This is a genomic window from Streptomyces sp. cmx-4-9 (genome assembly GCF_046548835.1).
GTDB lineage: Bacteria > Actinomycetota > Actinomycetes > Streptomycetales > Streptomycetaceae > Streptomyces.
The window spans coordinates 1,034,677-1,049,901 of the sequence record NZ_JAEBEE010000001.1; the positions used below are offsets into that span (position 1 = coordinate 1,034,677).

11 protein-coding genes are annotated in these 15,225 nt (G+C 69.4%); 2 read left to right on the plus strand and 9 right to left on the minus strand.

From position 1 onward, the window contains the following. Window positions 1-15 precede the first annotated feature (15 nt). The 9 genes from ACLJTM_RS04845 to ACLJTM_RS04885 form a co-directional block, all read right to left on the minus strand. The gene (locus ACLJTM_RS04845) at window positions 16-1,647 is read right to left on the minus strand and encodes an ABC transporter substrate-binding protein (protein WP_411102057.1); all 1,632 of its coding nucleotides are present in this window, start codon (window positions 1,645-1,647) and stop codon (window positions 16-18) included. 107 nt (window positions 1,648-1,754) lie between these two features. Beyond that, window positions 1,755-2,699, minus strand: a complete 945-nt coding sequence (locus tag ACLJTM_RS04850) for a GNAT family N-acetyltransferase (protein WP_411102058.1) — start codon at window positions 2,697-2,699, stop codon at window positions 1,755-1,757. Window positions 2,700-2,825: 126 nt separating this feature from the next. Then, window positions 2,826-3,878 carry an ABC transporter ATP-binding protein gene (locus ACLJTM_RS04855; protein ID WP_411102059.1) on the minus strand — a complete coding sequence of 351 codons (1,053 nt, stop codon included), beginning with the start codon at window positions 3,876-3,878 and terminating at the stop codon, window positions 2,826-2,828. Continuing rightward, complete coding sequence (locus tag ACLJTM_RS04860; protein WP_411102060.1) at window positions 3,871-4,926, minus strand: ABC transporter ATP-binding protein; 1,056 nt, start codon at window positions 4,924-4,926, stop codon at window positions 3,871-3,873. The genes ACLJTM_RS04855 and ACLJTM_RS04860 overlap by 8 nt, the downstream gene beginning before the upstream one ends. A 13-nt stretch (window positions 4,927-4,939) precedes the next feature. Beyond that, window positions 4,940-5,899 (minus strand): ABC transporter permease, encoded by a 960-nt coding sequence (locus ACLJTM_RS04865; protein WP_411102061.1) that lies wholly within the window; start codon window positions 5,897-5,899, stop codon window positions 4,940-4,942. Beyond that, complete coding sequence (locus ACLJTM_RS04870; protein ID WP_411102062.1) at window positions 5,892-6,839, minus strand: ABC transporter permease; 948 nt, start codon at window positions 6,837-6,839, stop codon at window positions 5,892-5,894. The genes ACLJTM_RS04865 and ACLJTM_RS04870 overlap by 8 nt, the downstream gene beginning before the upstream one ends. A 94-nt stretch (window positions 6,840-6,933) precedes the next feature. Further along, window positions 6,934-8,553, minus strand: a complete 1,620-nt coding sequence (locus tag ACLJTM_RS04875; protein ID WP_411102063.1) for an ABC transporter substrate-binding protein — start codon at window positions 8,551-8,553, stop codon at window positions 6,934-6,936. 485 nt (window positions 8,554-9,038) lie between these two features. Continuing rightward, the gene (typA, locus tag ACLJTM_RS04880) at window positions 9,039-10,943 is read right to left on the minus strand and encodes a translational GTPase TypA (protein WP_411102064.1); all 1,905 of its coding nucleotides are present in this window, start codon (window positions 10,941-10,943) and stop codon (window positions 9,039-9,041) included. A gap of 341 nt (window positions 10,944-11,284) precedes the next feature. Further along, entirely contained in the window at window positions 11,285-13,639 is a 2,355-nt protein-coding gene (locus tag ACLJTM_RS04885; protein WP_411102065.1) for an ABC transporter family substrate-binding protein, read from the minus strand. A gap of 395 nt (window positions 13,640-14,034) precedes the next feature. Between ACLJTM_RS04885 and ACLJTM_RS04890 the strand changes: the two genes are divergently transcribed. Both ACLJTM_RS04890 and ACLJTM_RS04895 read left to right on the plus strand, forming a co-directional pair. Next, a complete protein-coding gene (locus ACLJTM_RS04890; RefSeq protein WP_411102284.1) occupies window positions 14,035-14,265 on the plus strand; it encodes a hypothetical protein in 231 nt (76 codons plus the stop codon). 135 nt (window positions 14,266-14,400) lie between these two features. After that, window positions 14,401-15,225 (plus strand): hypothetical protein, encoded by an 825-nt coding sequence (locus ACLJTM_RS04895; protein ID WP_411102066.1) that lies wholly within the window; start codon window positions 14,401-14,403, stop codon window positions 15,223-15,225.

Genomic DNA, 15,225 nt, shown 5'->3' on the forward strand with positions numbered 1-15,225 from the left:
CGATCCGTCGGGGGGTCAGCTGACCTTGATCTGGTCGTAGACCGGGACGCTGAACTGGTTGAGGGCCACGTCCGAGAGCCGCTCGGAGTAGCCGGCGCTGCCGTTCTGGTACCAGAGCGGGATGGAGGGCATCTGCTCGGCGAGGATCTTCTCGGCGTCCTGGAAGATCCCGGTCGCCTTGGCGGCGTCGCTCTCCTTGTTGGCGTCGTCGATGAGCTTGTCGAAGTCGGGGTTGCTGAACTTGCCGTAGTTGGAGGAGGCGCCCGTGTAGTAGAGCGGCTCCAGGAAGTTCTGGATCAGGGGGTAGTCGGCCTGCCAGCCGGACCGGAAGGGTCCGGTGAGCTTGTAGGAGCTCTGCTGGTTGCGGAAGTCCGCGAAGGTGCCGACGGGGTTGACCGTGCAGACCGGTCCCTCGCCCAGGGCGTTGTTGATGCTGTTGCAGACGGCGTCCATCCACTCGCGGTGCGAGCCGGTGTCCACGTTCGAGGTGAGGGTCATCTTCCCGCCCGGCAGCCCGCCGCCCTCCTGGATGAGCTGCTTGGCCGCGGCGGGGTCGAAGACGCAGGCCTCGCCGCAGGCGGTCGCGGAGAAGCCGCCCTTGTCGCCGAGGGCCGGCGAGGTCCAGTCCTTCGCGGGCGTGCGGGTCTCGTGGAAGATCTGCTTGGTGATCTCGTCGCGGTTGACGGCGCGGGAGATGCCCCGGCGGACCTTGTCCATGCCCTCCTTGCCCCACTGGGGGTCGTAGAGGGGGAAGGTGAGCGTCTGGATGATCAGGGCCGGCTGGTTGATGTACCGGTCGCCGAGGTCGTTCTTGACGTTCTTCAGCTGCTGCGCCGGGACGTCGTCGACGAGGTCGAGGTTGCCCGAGATCAGGTCGGTGTAGGCGGTGTTGTTGTCCGTGTAGACCTTGAGGTCCACGCCGCCGTTCTGCGCCTTGTCCGCGCCCGGGTACCCCTCCCAGGCGCGCAGCTTCATCCCGCTGCCCTTGGTGTAGGAGTCCACCGTGTACGGGCCGTTGCCGACGGGCTTGTCGAGCCAGCCGGAGTGGTCGGTGAAGAAGGCCTTGGGCAGCGGGGAGAAGGCCTGGTAGCCGAGGGTCTCGGGCCAGGTGGAGAACTTCTCCTTGAGGGCGACGGTGAAGGTCTTGGGGTCCTTGACGACCAGGCCGCTCATCGTCTTCGTCTTGGGTTCGCCGCTCTTCGGGTGCAGGTCGTCGTAGCCGACGATGTCCGAGAAGAACGGCGAGTTGTTCTGCTTGTTGCGGACGTCCGCCCCGTAGTTCCAGGCGTCCACGAAGGACTGGGCGGTGACGGGCTCGTCGTTGCTGAACTTCCAGCCGTCCTTCAGGGTGATCGTGAAGTTCTGGCTGTCCGTGGTCTCGATCTTCTCGGCCAGCATGTTGTTCGCCGCGCCGGTCTTGGGGTCGTAGCGCTTCAGGCCCCGGAAGAGCATGTCGAGGACCTTGCCGCCCTGCACCTCGTTGGTGTTGGCGGGCTCCAGCGGGTTCTGCGGGTCACCCCAGGAGGAGGAGACGATTCCCTCGCCGCCACCGCCTCCGCCGCTGTCGCTTCCGCCGCCGCAGGCCGTTGCCGCGAGGGCGACGGCCGCCGCGCATGCGGCCCACTTGAGGTGGGTTGCTCCGCGCATGGAGTGCCTCCTATGGATCCCAAGACTCACGTAGGGCCCTATGTCACCCCATGTACAGCCGCCCACACTCTCCGTTGGACCGATTGCACCCGTGCGTCCCGCGCCTGTCACCCCTGCGAGTGCAAAGGCAGCTCCCAGGTGTCCACGGCGTAGTGCAGACCCATGCCGTGCGCCTCGTAGAGCGCGAGGGCGCCGCTCTTGTTGTCGGTGTCCACGCCGAGGCCGACGGTGTCCCGGCCGCGGGCCGCGTAGACGGCGAAGCCGTGGCGCAGCAGGAAGCCGCCGATGCCGCGGCCGCGCAGGTCCTCCCGTACGCCGAGGTGGCTGAACCAGCCCATGCTCGTGCGGTCGTCCCGGGTGAGCAGGACGGCCGCGTCGCCCCGGCCCGGCAGGCTCGCGATCCACACCAGGGACCAGTCCAGGTTCCGGGCGTCCAGATGGTCCAGCCAGGCCCCGTACGGGCGCTCCACATGGCCGAAGTGGTCCACGAAGGCCCTCTCCACCAGGGCGTGGGCCCGGCGCCGGTCGGCTTCGTCACCGGCGCAGTGGCGCAGGTCCAGTCCGGCGGGCGGGGCGGGCGGCGGGTGGGCCGCAGCGGACAGGGCCCGGGTCATCACCTGGTGGCGGTGCACGGGCCGGTAGCCGCGGCCGCGCAGCAGGGCGAGGTCGAGGGTGGGCGCCGTGTTGAGCGGCAGCCGCAGTGTGGCCGGGCCGGGGCCGAGGGCGGCGGCCATCCGGCCGGCCCGTGCCTCCATGCGCGCCAGCAGCACGGCGGCGGCCCCGGGGTGGCCCGGCAGCACGTAGTGGTCGCCGTCGACGCGGCCGGGGCCGGAGTCGGCCCAGACCAGGGCGTAGGCGACGAGCCGTCCGCCGTGGAAGGCCAGCCAGGAGTCGGTGGCGAGGTCGACGTCCGGGTGGTTGAGGTCGGCCTCGACCGTGCCGAGGCCCGTCTCCGGGCGGCCGATCTCGATCCGGTCGACGGCATTGAGCAGGGCGCAGATGTCGGACGCGTCCCCGGGCCCGGCGGGCCGGACGGTCAGCATGGCGGTCATCGGCCCACTGTCGGGCCCGGCGGCTCGCCGGTGCAACCGGGCCCGGCCGTCGCCGGACGCACGGCAGGGCGCCCGGGACCGGACGGATCCGGTCCCGGGCGCCCTGGACGCCGTACGCGAAGGAGGTCAGACGGCCAGGACGGCCTTCTCCTCGGCGAAGTGGCACGCCGACTCGTGCGCGGCGAAGGTGTCCTGCCCCTTGAAGCGCTCCGGGATCGCCAGCAGCGGCTCCTCGACGGAGCACTTGTCCTGGACCTTCCAGCAGCGGGTGCGGAAGCGGCAGCCCGACGGCGGGTTGGCCGGGGAGGGGACGTCACCGGTGAGGATGATCCGCTCGCGGCCCTCGCGGGCCTCCGGGTCGGGGACCGGGACGGCCGACAGCAGCGCCTGCGTGTAGGGGTGCGTCGGGTGTTCGTAGATCTGCGCGTCGGTGCCAATCTCGGCCATCTTGCCGAGGTACATGACGCCCACGCGGTCCGAGATGTGCCGGACGATCGACAGGTCGTGCGCGATGAAGACGTAGGACAGGTCGAACTCGTCCTGGAGCTTCTCCATCAGGTTGATGACCTGCGCCTGCACCGACACGTCGAGCGCGGAGACCGGCTCGTCGCAGATGATGATCTCAGGGTTGAGCGCGAGGCCGCGGGCGATGCCGATGCGCTGGCGCTGGCCGCCGGAGAACTGGTGCGGGTACCGGTTGATGTACTCGGGGTTCAGGCCCACGACGTCCAGGAGGTCCTGGACCTTGCGGCGCCGGTCGCCCTTGGGGGCCACCTCGGGGTGGATGTCGTAGGGCTCCCCGATGATGTCGCCTACCGTCATGCGCGGGTTCAGCGAGGTGTAGGGGTCCTGGAACACCATCTGGATGTTGCGGCGGACGGCCTTGAGCGCCCTGCCGGACAGCTTGGTGATGTCCTGGCCCTTGTAGAAGACCTCGCCGGCCGTGGCGGTTTCCAGGCTCATCAGGAGCTTGGCGACGGTGGACTTGCCGCAGCCGGACTCGCCCACGATGCCGAGAGTCTCGCCCCGGTAGAGGTCGAAGGAGATTCCGTCGACCGCCTTGACCGCGCCGACCTGCCTCTTGAACAGGATGCCCTGGGTCAGCGGGAAGTGCTTGACCAGGTTGCGGACCTGGAGGATCGGCTCGCGCTCGGTGACGCTTTCGGTGAGCTCAGCCATGGATCTGCTCCTTCCAGAAGTGGCACGCGCTGGTGCGGCCGGACAGCTCGGTGCCGTCCTGCGCGGTCACCTGGTGCAGGACCGGCACGTCGGTGCGGCAGATGTCCCGCGCCTTGGGGCAGCGCGGGTTGAAGGCGCAGCCCGAGGGGATGTTGAGCAGGTTCGGCGGCAGGCCCTTGATCGCGTAGAGCTCCTGGCCCTTCTGGTCCAGGCGCGGGATCGAGTCCAGCAGGCCGCGCGTGTACGGGTGCGCCGGGTTCTTGTAGATCTCGTGGACCGGGGCGTTCTCGACGATCCGGCCGCCGTACATGACGGCGATCTTGTCCGCGACGTCGGCGACGACACCGAGGTCGTGGGTGATCAGGATGAGGCCCATGTTCATCTCGCGCTGGAGCTCCGCGAGCAGGTCCATCACCTGGGCCTGGACCGTCACGTCGAGAGCCGTGGTGGGCTCGTCGGCGATGATCAGGTCGGGCTCCAGGGCCATGGCCATGGCGATCATGATGCGCTGGCGCATACCGCCGGAGAACTGGTGCGGGTAGTCGCCCACGCGCGCCTTGGCGGCGGGGATCTTCACCCGGTCCATAAGCTCGACGGCCTTGGCCGTGGCGTCCTTCTTGGACATGCCGCGGTGGACGCGGAACATCTCACCGAGCTGGGCGCCGACGGTGTGCACCGGGTTCAGCGAGGACAGCGCGTCCTGGAAGATCATGGCGATCTTCGAACCGCGGACCTTGCGGTACTCCTCGGCCGGGAGCTTCAGCAGGTCGGTGCCCTGGAACAGGATCTCGCCGGACGGGATCTTGCCGGGGGGCATGTCGAGGATGCCCATGATGGCCTGCGCCGTCACGGACTTGCCGGAGCCGGACTCGCCGAGGACGGCGAGGGTCTCGCCGGCGTTCACGGAGTACGAGACGCCGTTGACGGCCTTGGCGACACCGTCGCGGGTGTGGAACTCCACGTGCAGGTCGCGCACGTCGAGCAGGGGGGTCCCCTCCGGCGCCGAACGGGGCGCGGGGACGTTCGAGGTCTTGTCGATGATGGTCAACGTACGCCCTTCCTCAGCGCAGCTTCGGGTCGAGGGCGTCGCGTACCGCGTCGCCGACCATGATGAACGCGAGCACGGTGATGCTCAGCGCGGCCGACGGGAACAGCAGTACGTGCGGGGCCTGGAGCCAGCGGACGGACGCGTCGCTGACCATGAGGCCCCAGGAGATCTCCGGGGGCTGGACGCCGATGCCCAGGTACGACAGGGCGGCCTCGGCGGAGATGTACACACCCAGGCTGATCGCGCCGACCACGATGACGGGGGCGACGGCGTTCGGGAGGATGTGCCGCATCGTGATGCGCAGGGTTCCGGCGCCGAGCGCTCGGGCCGCCATCACGTAGTCGTTGTTCTTGTTCTGCAGCACCGAGGACCGCATGATGCGGAAGATCTGCGGCCAGCCGAGGATGGCCAGCACCAGCGAGACCGTCCAGGCGTTGCCCGGCAGGGCGGACATGATCAGCATGCCGCCGAGCAGCAGCGGGATCGCGAAGAAGATCTCGGTGAAGCGGGACAGGATGCTGTCCGTGATGCCGCCGACCCAGCCGGCCAGCAGACCGAGGGAACCACCGACGACGATCACCAGCGCGGTGGTGACGATGCCGACGATCACGGAGTTGCGGGCGGCCCACACCGTACGGGTGTAGACGTCGCAGCCCTGGATGTCGAAGCCGAACCAGTGGTCGCCGCTCGGCGTCTTGAGCGAGTTCTCCAGCTTGCAGGCCGTGGCGTCGAAGGGGCTGCCGCTGGTGAACCACTGCGGGAACGCCGAGATGACGAGCATGCACAGGACGAGGAAGGCACCGATCAGGAAGACCGGGTTGCGCCGCAGATCGCTGAGGGCGTCGGACCAGAGGCTGGCCTCGCGGCTCTTCTTCTCCATGGGGTCCGGCCGGTCGACCGGGGCGCCGGCGGAGGGGGCTCCGGCTATCTGGGTGTCGGTCATCGAGTCCCCCACCGTAGTCGTGTCACGCATAGCGGATCCTCGGGTCGAGCACGGCGTAGAGCAGGTCCACAAGCAGGTTCGCGATGAGGTACACGAGGACCAGGATGGTCACACCGCCCACCACCACCGCGCCGTCCTTGAGGTACACGGACTTGGCGAGCAGGCCGCCGACGCCGTGGATGTTGAAGATCCGCTCGGTGATGACCGCACCGCCCATGAGCGCGCCGAGGTCGGCGCCCAGGAACGTGATGATCGGGATGAGTGCGTTGCGCAGGGCGTGGTTCACCACGACCTTGCGGCGCGGGAGACCCTTCGCGGTCGCCGTGCGCACGTAGTCCGCGCGCATCGTCTCCATCAGGCTGGTACGGGTCAGTCGGGCCACGTACGCCAGGGAGGTCGACGCGAGGACGAACGCCGGGAGGAGGTAGCCGACCATGCCGTCGTGCTCGTTGAACGAGGGCGTGAAGATCTCGATGCCCCACTCGTTCTTGAGGTGCACGCCCAGCGTCAGCTGCAGCACGAAGCCGGTGACGAAGACGGGGATCGAGATGACCATCAGCGTGGAGATCAGGACCAGCTGGTCGAGGAACTTGCCGCGGCGCAGGGCGGCCATGACGCCGGCGAGCACGCCGACGACGGCCTCGATGGCGAAAGCCATGAGGGCCAGGTTCACCGTGTAGGGGAAGGCCTCGGCGAACTGGTCGAGGACCTTGCGGCCGTTCAGGGACTCGCCGAGGTCGCCCTGGAACACACCGGTGATGTAGTTCCAGTACTGCAGCAGGAACGGGTCGTCGAGGTGGTACTTCTCGCGCAGCATCGCCGCGACGAGCGGGTCTGCCTTCTTCTCACCTGCCAGAAGCTGGATCGGGTCAGCACCCGGCATGGCGAAGGTCAGCAGGTAGATCAGGAACGTGGCACCGAGCAGAACAGGGATCGCCTGTATGAGTCGGCGGATGAGGTAGCGGCCCATCAGACCTCCAGCAGAGAGCAGGGGGAAGGGGCAGGCTGGCGGAAACCTGATTCCGCCTGCCCGCCCCCGGTGTCCCTTGGTGTGAAGAGGGGTGTTAGTTGAGCTCGACCTTGGCCAGGTCCATGCGGCCCTGGGCGTCGATCTCAACGTTCTTCACGGACTTGGAGTAGGCCGAGGAAGACATGTACGTGAAGACCGGGATGTACGGCAGGTCCTTGATGATCACGTCATCGGCCTGCTGGTACAGCTTGAGGGCCGCACCCTCGTCGGCGGTCTTGTCGGCCTGGTCCATCAGCGCCTCGAACTCGGCGTTCTCGTAGGCGCCGTAGTTGGAGCCGTGCTCGATCGCGATCTTGGAGAAGATCGGACGGAGGTAGTTCTCCGCCGCCGGGTAGTCCATGGACCACGCCATGCGGAAGGCGCCCTTGTACTTCTGGTCGCCCAGCTCGGTCAGCATGTCGCCGAACTTGGTGAACGGCTTGGCGGTGACCTCGATGCCGAGGTTCGCCTTCAGCTGGTTGGCGACGGCCTCGATCCACTCCTTGTGGCCGCCGTCGGCGTTGTAGCCGAGCTCCAGCTTGTTGCCGGGGAGGCCGCCGGCCTGCGTGTAGAGCTCCTTGGCCTTGGTCGGGTTGTACGTGCCGACCTCGCCCAGGGCGCCCTTGCGGTAACCCGGGACGATGGGGCTGATGAAGTCGTCCGCCGGCTTGCGGGTGCCGTTGAAGATGGTCTTCGTGATGGCGTCCCGGTCGATGGCCATCGAGATGGCCTTGCGGATCTCGACCTTGCCGAACGCCTCGGCGTTGGTCTTCAGCGGGAGGCCGATGTAGCCGACACCCGACTCCGGCTTGTAGAGGTAGCGGTCGCCGAACTCCTGGGAGACGGACGACATCGCCGAGATCGGGAGCTTGTCGACGATCTGGATGTTGTCGGCGCGCAGGTCGTTGTACGCCGTGTCCAGGTTGTCGTAGATCTTGAAGGTGACGCCCTCGAGCTTCGCCTTCTCGCCGGCGTACTTGTCGTAGCGCTTGATCTTGATCTGCTTGTTGTGCTCCCAGGCGCCGTCTATCTGGAAGGCACCGTTGCCGATCGGGGCCTCGCCGAACTTCTGCGGGTCGGCTTCGAAGGCCTTGGGCAGCGGGTAGAAGGCGTTGTAGCCCAGCATCGTCTTGAACTGGGAGAAGGGAGCCTTCAGCGTGACGGTGAAGGTCTTCTCGTCGACGACCTTGAGGCCCTTGAGCTCGGTGGCGGTGGGCTTCTTGTCCTTGCCCGGCGCCAGCTCCTCGGAGCCCTCGATCTTGTCGTAGAACGGCAGGCCCTCGGCCGCGTTGTCCTGGTTGGCACCCCAGTTCCACGCGCGGACGAACGACTGCGCGTCGACCTTCTCGCCGTTGTGGAAGGTGTGGCCGTCCTTCAGCTTGATCGTCCAGACCTTGGAGTCCGTGGTCTCGATGGACTCCGCGACCGCGAGCTTCGGCTCGTTGGTCTTGTTGTCGTACTCGACCAGGCCGCTGAAGAGCGCGTTGAGAACCTCGGCGCCTTCGGATTCAGCGGTGTTCTGGCCCACCAGACCGTGCTGCGGCTCGCCGAGGACCACGGTGATGTTGCCACCGGCCTTGCTGCCGGCGTCGTCCTTGCTGGTACCGCAAGCCGTGGCGGCCATCGCCACGATGACGGCACCCGCGACCCACTTGGCGCTCGTTGCTCCGCGCATGGGTAATTGCCTCCTCAGGAGTCACTGTCGATATGTGAAGGGCCCGGCGGCGCTGACACCCCTGACAGCGGAAACCGGCCCCATCGTGTGTGCTCGTGAGTCGGCGCTCCCCACAGCGCGTGACCCATTGACCCGAGCTCAATGGAGCCATCCTCGGGGACACCTAGGCCGTAAACCACACTTAAGTGGTCTCGTTTTCACAACATCACCCCATGCCCAAAACCCGAAATCCGGACAAACGGATAGGAGACAGACACGTGCGAAACGGACGGTTGGCTCACCTTCCGGAGTGTCACGGTCGGTATGCGGACACCTGAACGAGAAAATCCGCTTGACAAACGGGAACTGCACACGGTTCCGTCACCCACCACCGGCCGCCCGGCCGCGACGGGACCCGCGACCCACGCCCGGAAACCGAGCGGACACGCCAAAACCCCGGCCCCGCACGGGAGTTCCGTGCGGGGCCGGGTGGCGGGCCCGGGGCCTTACTTCGCGGACTTGGCGCGCGACGCGGTGCGCGAGCGCTCCTTCTGGTCCAGGACGACCTTGCGGATGCGGACGGCCTCCGGGGTCACCTCGACGCACTCGTCGTCGCGGCAGAACTCCAGGGACTGCTCCAGGGAGAGCTTGCGGGGCGGCACCACGTTCTCGGTGTTGTCCGCCGAAGCCGCACGCATGTTGGTGAGCTTCTTCTCCTTGGTGATGTTCACGTCCATGTCGTCGGAGCGCGAGTTCTCGCCGACGATCATGCCCTCGTACACCTCGGTACCGGGGTCGGTGAACAGGACGCCGCGCTCCTGCAGGTTGATCATCGCGAACGGCGTGACCGAACCCGCGCGGTCCGCGACCAGCGAACCGTTGTTGCGGGTCACCAGCGGGCCGAACCACGGCTCGTAGCCCTCGTGGATCGAGTGGGCGATACCGGTGCCGCGCGTACCGGTCAGGAACTCCGTACGGAAGCCGATCAGGCCGCGGGACGGGACGACGAACTCCATGCGGACCCAGCCGGAGCCGTGGTTCGACATGTTGTCCATGCGGCCCTTGCGGACGCCCATGAGCTGCGTGACCGCGCCCATGTGCTCCTCGGGGACGTCGATCGTCATGCGCTCGACCGGCTCGTGCACCTTGCCGTCGATCTCCTGCGTGACCACCTGCGGCTTGCCGATGGTCAGCTCGAAGCCCTCGCGGCGCATCTGCTCGACGAGGATGGCGAGCGCGAGCTCACCGCGGCCCTGGACCTCCCAGGCGTCCGGGCGCTCGGTGTCGAGCACGCGGAGGGAGACGTTGCCGATGAGCTCGCGGTCGAGACGGTCCTTGACCTGGCGGGCGGTGACCTTGCGGTCCTTGACCGCGGACTTGGCGTCCGCGCCCTTGCCCGTGCCACCGCGGCCGACCAGCGGCGAGGTGTTCGTACCGATGGTCATGGAGATCGCCGGCTCGTCCACCGAGATCAGCGGGAGCGCGATCGGGTTCTCCGGGTCGGCCAGGGTCTCGCCGATCATGATGTCGGGGAAACCGGCGACCGCGCAGATGTCACCCGGGCCCGCCACCTCGGCGGGCTTGCGGGTGAGCGCCTCGGTCATCATCAGCTCGGTGATGCGGACGTTCGAGATGGTGCCGTCGCGCTTGATCCACGCCACGGTCTGGCCCTTGCGGAGCTCGCCCTGCTCGACGCGGACGAGCGCGATGCGGCCGAGGAAGTTGTCGGCGTCCAGGTTGGTGACGTGGGCCTGGAGGGGCGCCTCGTCGTCGTACACCGGGGCGGGGACGTGCTCCAGGATGGTGGAGAAGAACGGCTCCAGGCTGTCGCTGTCCGCCGGGACGGTGCCGTCCTCCGGCTTGGTCAGCGAGGCCACGCCGTCACGGCCGCAGGCGTAGACGATCGGGAACTCGATCTGGTCCTCGTCCGCGTCCAGGTCCAGGAACAGGTCGTACGTCTCGTTGACGACCTCGTCGATCCGGGAGTCCGGGCGGTCGGTCTTGTTGATGCACAGGATGACCGGCATCTTCGCCTGCAGAGCCTTGCGCAGGACGAAGCGGGTCTGGGGCAGCGGGCCCTCGGAGGCGTCCACCAGCAGGACGACCGCGTCCACCATCGACAGACCGCGCTCGACCTCACCACCGAAGTCGGCGTGGCCGGGGGTGTCGATGATGTTGATCGTGATGGGCGCCCCGCCGTCCTTGGGGTGGTACTTCACCGCCGTGTTCTTGGCGAGGATCGTGATGCCCTTCTCACGCTCCAGGTCGTTCGAGTCCATCATGCGGTCGTCGAGGTGCTGGTGGGCGGCGAAGGCACCGGCCTGCTTGAGCATGGCATCGACGATGGTCGTCTTGCCATGGTCGACGTGGGCGACGATGGCGACGTTACGGATGTCGTGGCGCGTGGGCACTTCGGCGCTTCTCCCGGGATCGTGGATGGCGTCGCGTACGGCCTGGCACGCGCGCCTCGACCGGGCGAAAACCTGCCACGGCCTTACCCCATGGTACGTCGCGCAGCGGGAACCGCCTGCCGGGGGGGCTGTCAAGGGGCTGGTGGAATGACGGCGGCCGAGTGCGGGGTGGGGGGACTCGGGCGCCGGTCCGCCCAGTATTCATGCGGGTCAACGGGTATGCACGACCTTGCCCGCCGGACTTCCGGCGGGCAAGGGACTTGAGTCACATCTGAGCTTGGAACCCGCGGGTATACCTGCTCGGCACCCCTTTGTCACCACTTCTTCTCGGTCTCGGCGCCTCAGTTCTTCTTGTCCTTGGCGCCGGGCGCCTTCTTCCAGCCGATGTCCTGGAAGCGGGGGGCGCCGAGACCGAAGGCGCCCGCGTTGGCCAGTCCCGGCTTGACCGCGACCAGCTCGGGACGCTGGTAGAGCGGGATGGAGCCGGCGGCGGCCCAGATCCGGGCGTCGGCCTTGCGCATCAGCTCGCGGGACTCCTCTTCGTCCAGCTCGCCGACCGCCTGGTCGAACAGCTGGTCGATGTGGTCCGTGCCGACCCGGGTGTAGTTCTGTTCGACGAGCAGCGAGCCGTCGGCGGCCGGCTCCGGCTTGGCGAAGATGGGCCGCGCGTCGGTGGCCGGGTAGGCGGTCGCGGGCCAGGAGTACAGCGCCAGGTCGTACTGGCCGGAGGCGACGTGGTCCTTGAAGAAGCTCTCGTCGGCCACCTTGGTGATCTCGGTCTGCACACCGATCTTCTGGAGCATCTGGGCGATCCGCTCGCCCACCGCCCGCAGCCCCTCCGAGCCGGGGCCCGACGGGAGGACGAAGCGCAGCGCGAGCGCCTTGCCGTCCTTGGCGAGGATGTTCCCCGAGGTGCGGGCGGCCTGCTCGGCCGGGGGCGCCGAGGCCTTGCCGGGGTCGGCCGCCTCGCCCTCGCGGGCCGGGACGGCCTTGCCGTCGTCGGCCGGGTCGGCGGCGGCCGCGAGCGCGGCGGCCTGCGCGCGCAGCGCGATCTCCTGCTGCTCCGCGAAGGGGGCCGGGGCCAGGACCGGGGAGGCCGCGCCCTCGGTGAAGGCGTCGGCGTCCACGATCTCCCCGTCGGGGGCCTGGGCGCCGTCGTGGTCGGCGGGGTGCGCCAGGCCCGGGTCCGCGGCCGCCGGCCGCGGGCCGCCGTTGCGGCCGTCGTCCTGCCCGACGATGTAGAGCCCGTCGGTGCCGGTGCCGGGGCCCGCGGGGGTCTTCGAGTCGTCCTGCGGCGCGCTCTCCGGGCCGGCCTTGGCGCCCGCCGGCTGGGTGATCTTGCCGCCGCGGCGCCAGCCCGCGTCCGCGAGGAGGGCTTGGGCGGCCTGGGTGTCCTGGCCACCGAGGGCGTCGCTGTTGTCGGCGTACGTGCGCTGCCCGGCGAGCGCCAGGTGGCTGCCGACGGGCTTCGCGGGGAGGCCGAGGGGCTTGAGCACGATCTCGGCGAGGGCCTTGCGGTCCAAGGCGCGCGCCACCGCGCGCCGGACCCGCTCGTCCGCCAGCGGTCCGGAGGCGCCGTTCATCGCGAGCTGGGTGTAGGCGGGCTCCAGCGATTTGCGGACGGTGAAGGTGCGCAGGGCCTTCTGCTCGTCGGCGTACCGTTTCTGCGCATCGGCCTTCTTCTGCCGGCTCGCCTTCTCGGCCTCGGCCTTCTCCTCGTCCGCGCCGAAGGCCAGCGCCCAGCTCATCGTGGCCTGCGCCGCCGTCACCGAGGCGCCCGGGCCGTGCGCGGGGGCCCCGCCGGCGCCCGCGCCGCCCTGCCCGGCGGCCTCCCGGCGGGCCAGGGCGATGCGGTCGGCGGCCACCCGGTCGACCTCCGCCAGGTCCACCGTCCCGGCGGCCAGCGCGGCCGGGCGCTCGGCCCGCGGCACGGCCGTCAGGACCAGGGAGTCCAGCTTGGCGGGCTGCCCCCACCAGCGCGGGTTGCGGGTCAGCGCGGCGGTGCCCGTCTTCTTGTCGACGGAGCCCAGCCCGAAGGGGCCTGCGGTGACCTTCAGGGCGCCCCGGGCCCCCTCGTTGAAGGCATCCGGGGTGCCGGTGACCTGCTTGGGGTAGAGCGGGGTGAACAGCGAGCGCCAGTCCGCGTAGGGCTTGGCGAAGGTGACCCGGACCTCCAGGTCCGTCTTGCCGCGCTCGATCTTCTCGATCCGCTCGTAGCCGGCGTTGCGGGCCGTCCAGTACGCCGAGTCCTTGCCGTTCAGGGCGCGCCACTGCGCCACGAAGTCGGCGGCCCCGATCTCGCGGCCGTCGCTCCACACCGCCTGCTGGTTCAGCTTGTACAGGACGACCTGCTTGGGCTCCCGCTCGACGACCTCGGCCTTCTCCAGGTAGTCGGGGTTGGCCGCCGGCCGTCCCTTGGCGTCCAGGACGAACAGCTGCGGCAGCACGGCGGCGGCGACCCGGGCCGTGGTGGCGTCGGCGTCCGCCTGGAAGGCGTTCAACGTGTTCGGCAGGGACTCCACAGCCCAGCGCAGCACTCCCCCGTCGGCCACCTTGTCGCGGGTGGTCGCGGCGATGTCCGGACCCGCGGCGGCCGGACCGCCCTCGTCGTCGCCCGCGCCGCAGCCCGTGAGCAGCGGCAGTGCGAGGACTCCCGAGGTCAGGAGCGCCAAGGACCTGCGCCTTCTCTGGGACATGGGTGGTACCTCCGGGGCAGGGCGTGAGGGATGCTTGATCACGTTTGGCGGTATATGGAGCTGATCACATCGGTTGCCGGGACCCACTGAAGGCGACGGCCCGCCGGAGCCCCCGCAGCCGCCCGCCGCCACGCCGCGAAGCCCACCCGTGCGGACCAACGCGGCGGACCCGCGCGCGGACCCGGGCGGCGGACCGCGCGGCGGGGGCGGACCCGGGGCGGCGGGCGCGGACCCGGGGCGGCGGGCCGTTCGGCCGGCGCGGGCCGGAAAGGGGCGCACGGTTCACGCCCGCACGCCCGCAATCCCTGCACGTGCCTTCACACCGGGGACGGGAGGCGCGACACTCGCAGGCGCACATGAGCGTTGCCACCGCACCCGCGGAAGTGAGGCAGACCATGTCCCTGCAGGACGATCTCAGCGCTGTCCGTCGCCATCTGGACGAGCTGACGCGCAAGGTCGAGACGCTGGAGCGGCAGGCCGGACGGCAGCAGCCGGCCGGGGCCCGGCCGGCTGCGCCGCCGGACCCGTCCCGGATGGTCACCGTCCCGGACACCCCGTACGACAGCACGCTGTGGACCGACACCGACGACGAGGGCCTCGGCGCCCGCGACCGTCGCGCACCCTGACGGCGCGGCCCGGCTCCGCCCTCCCCCGTCCCGGCCCCGGTCCGCGGGTCCCGGACCTCCCGCACACCCACCGGGTCCGGCCGTCCGCGGCCGGGCCTCCTGGGCCGCCCCTCATCACTCCACCCGGAGTCCCCTTTGGCCACAGGCACTCAACCACCCCGGCAGCGGCCCGACGGCGTCCACGGCGCCTCCCGGGCCGCGATAGCCGCCCGGCACCTGCGGACCGACCGGTGGTGGCTCGCGCCCGCCGCCACCGCGGCCGGACTGCTCGCCTTCGTCGTCTACTCCACCTGGCGGGCCTTCGCGAACGCCGACTACTACGCGGCGCCCTACGTCTCACCGTTCTACTCGCCCTGCCTGGCGGAGAACTGCGTCCCCATGAAGGGCGGCCCCAACTGGGAGGTCCTCGGCGGCTGGTGGGGCCTCTCCCCCGCGCTGCTGGTCCTGATCTTCCCGCTCGGCTTCCGGCTGACCTGCTACTACTACCGCAAGGCCTATTACCGGGGCTTCTGGGCCTCGCCACCGGCCTGCGCGGTCGCCGAGCCGCACACCAGGTACACCGGGGAGACCAAATTCCCGCTGGTCCTCCAGAACATGCACCGGTACTTCTTCTACGCCGCCCTACCGGTCGCCGGCATCCTCACCTACGACACGGCGCTGACGTTCCGCAACTCACAGTACGAGTGGGGCCACATGGGCCTCGGCACCCTGATTTTCCTCGTCAACATCGGACTGATCTGGGCCTACACCCTGTCCTGCCACTCCTGCCGGCACATCATCGGCGGCCGGCTGCGGCACTTCTCCCGGCATCCGGTCCGCTACCGGCTGTGGGGCTGGGTGGGGAAGCTCAACTCCCGCCACATGCAGCTCGCCTGGGCCTCCCTGCTGTCCGTGGCGGCCTGCGACGTGTACGTGTACCTGCTGGCCAGCGGCGCCTTCACCGACCCGAGGATCTTCTGA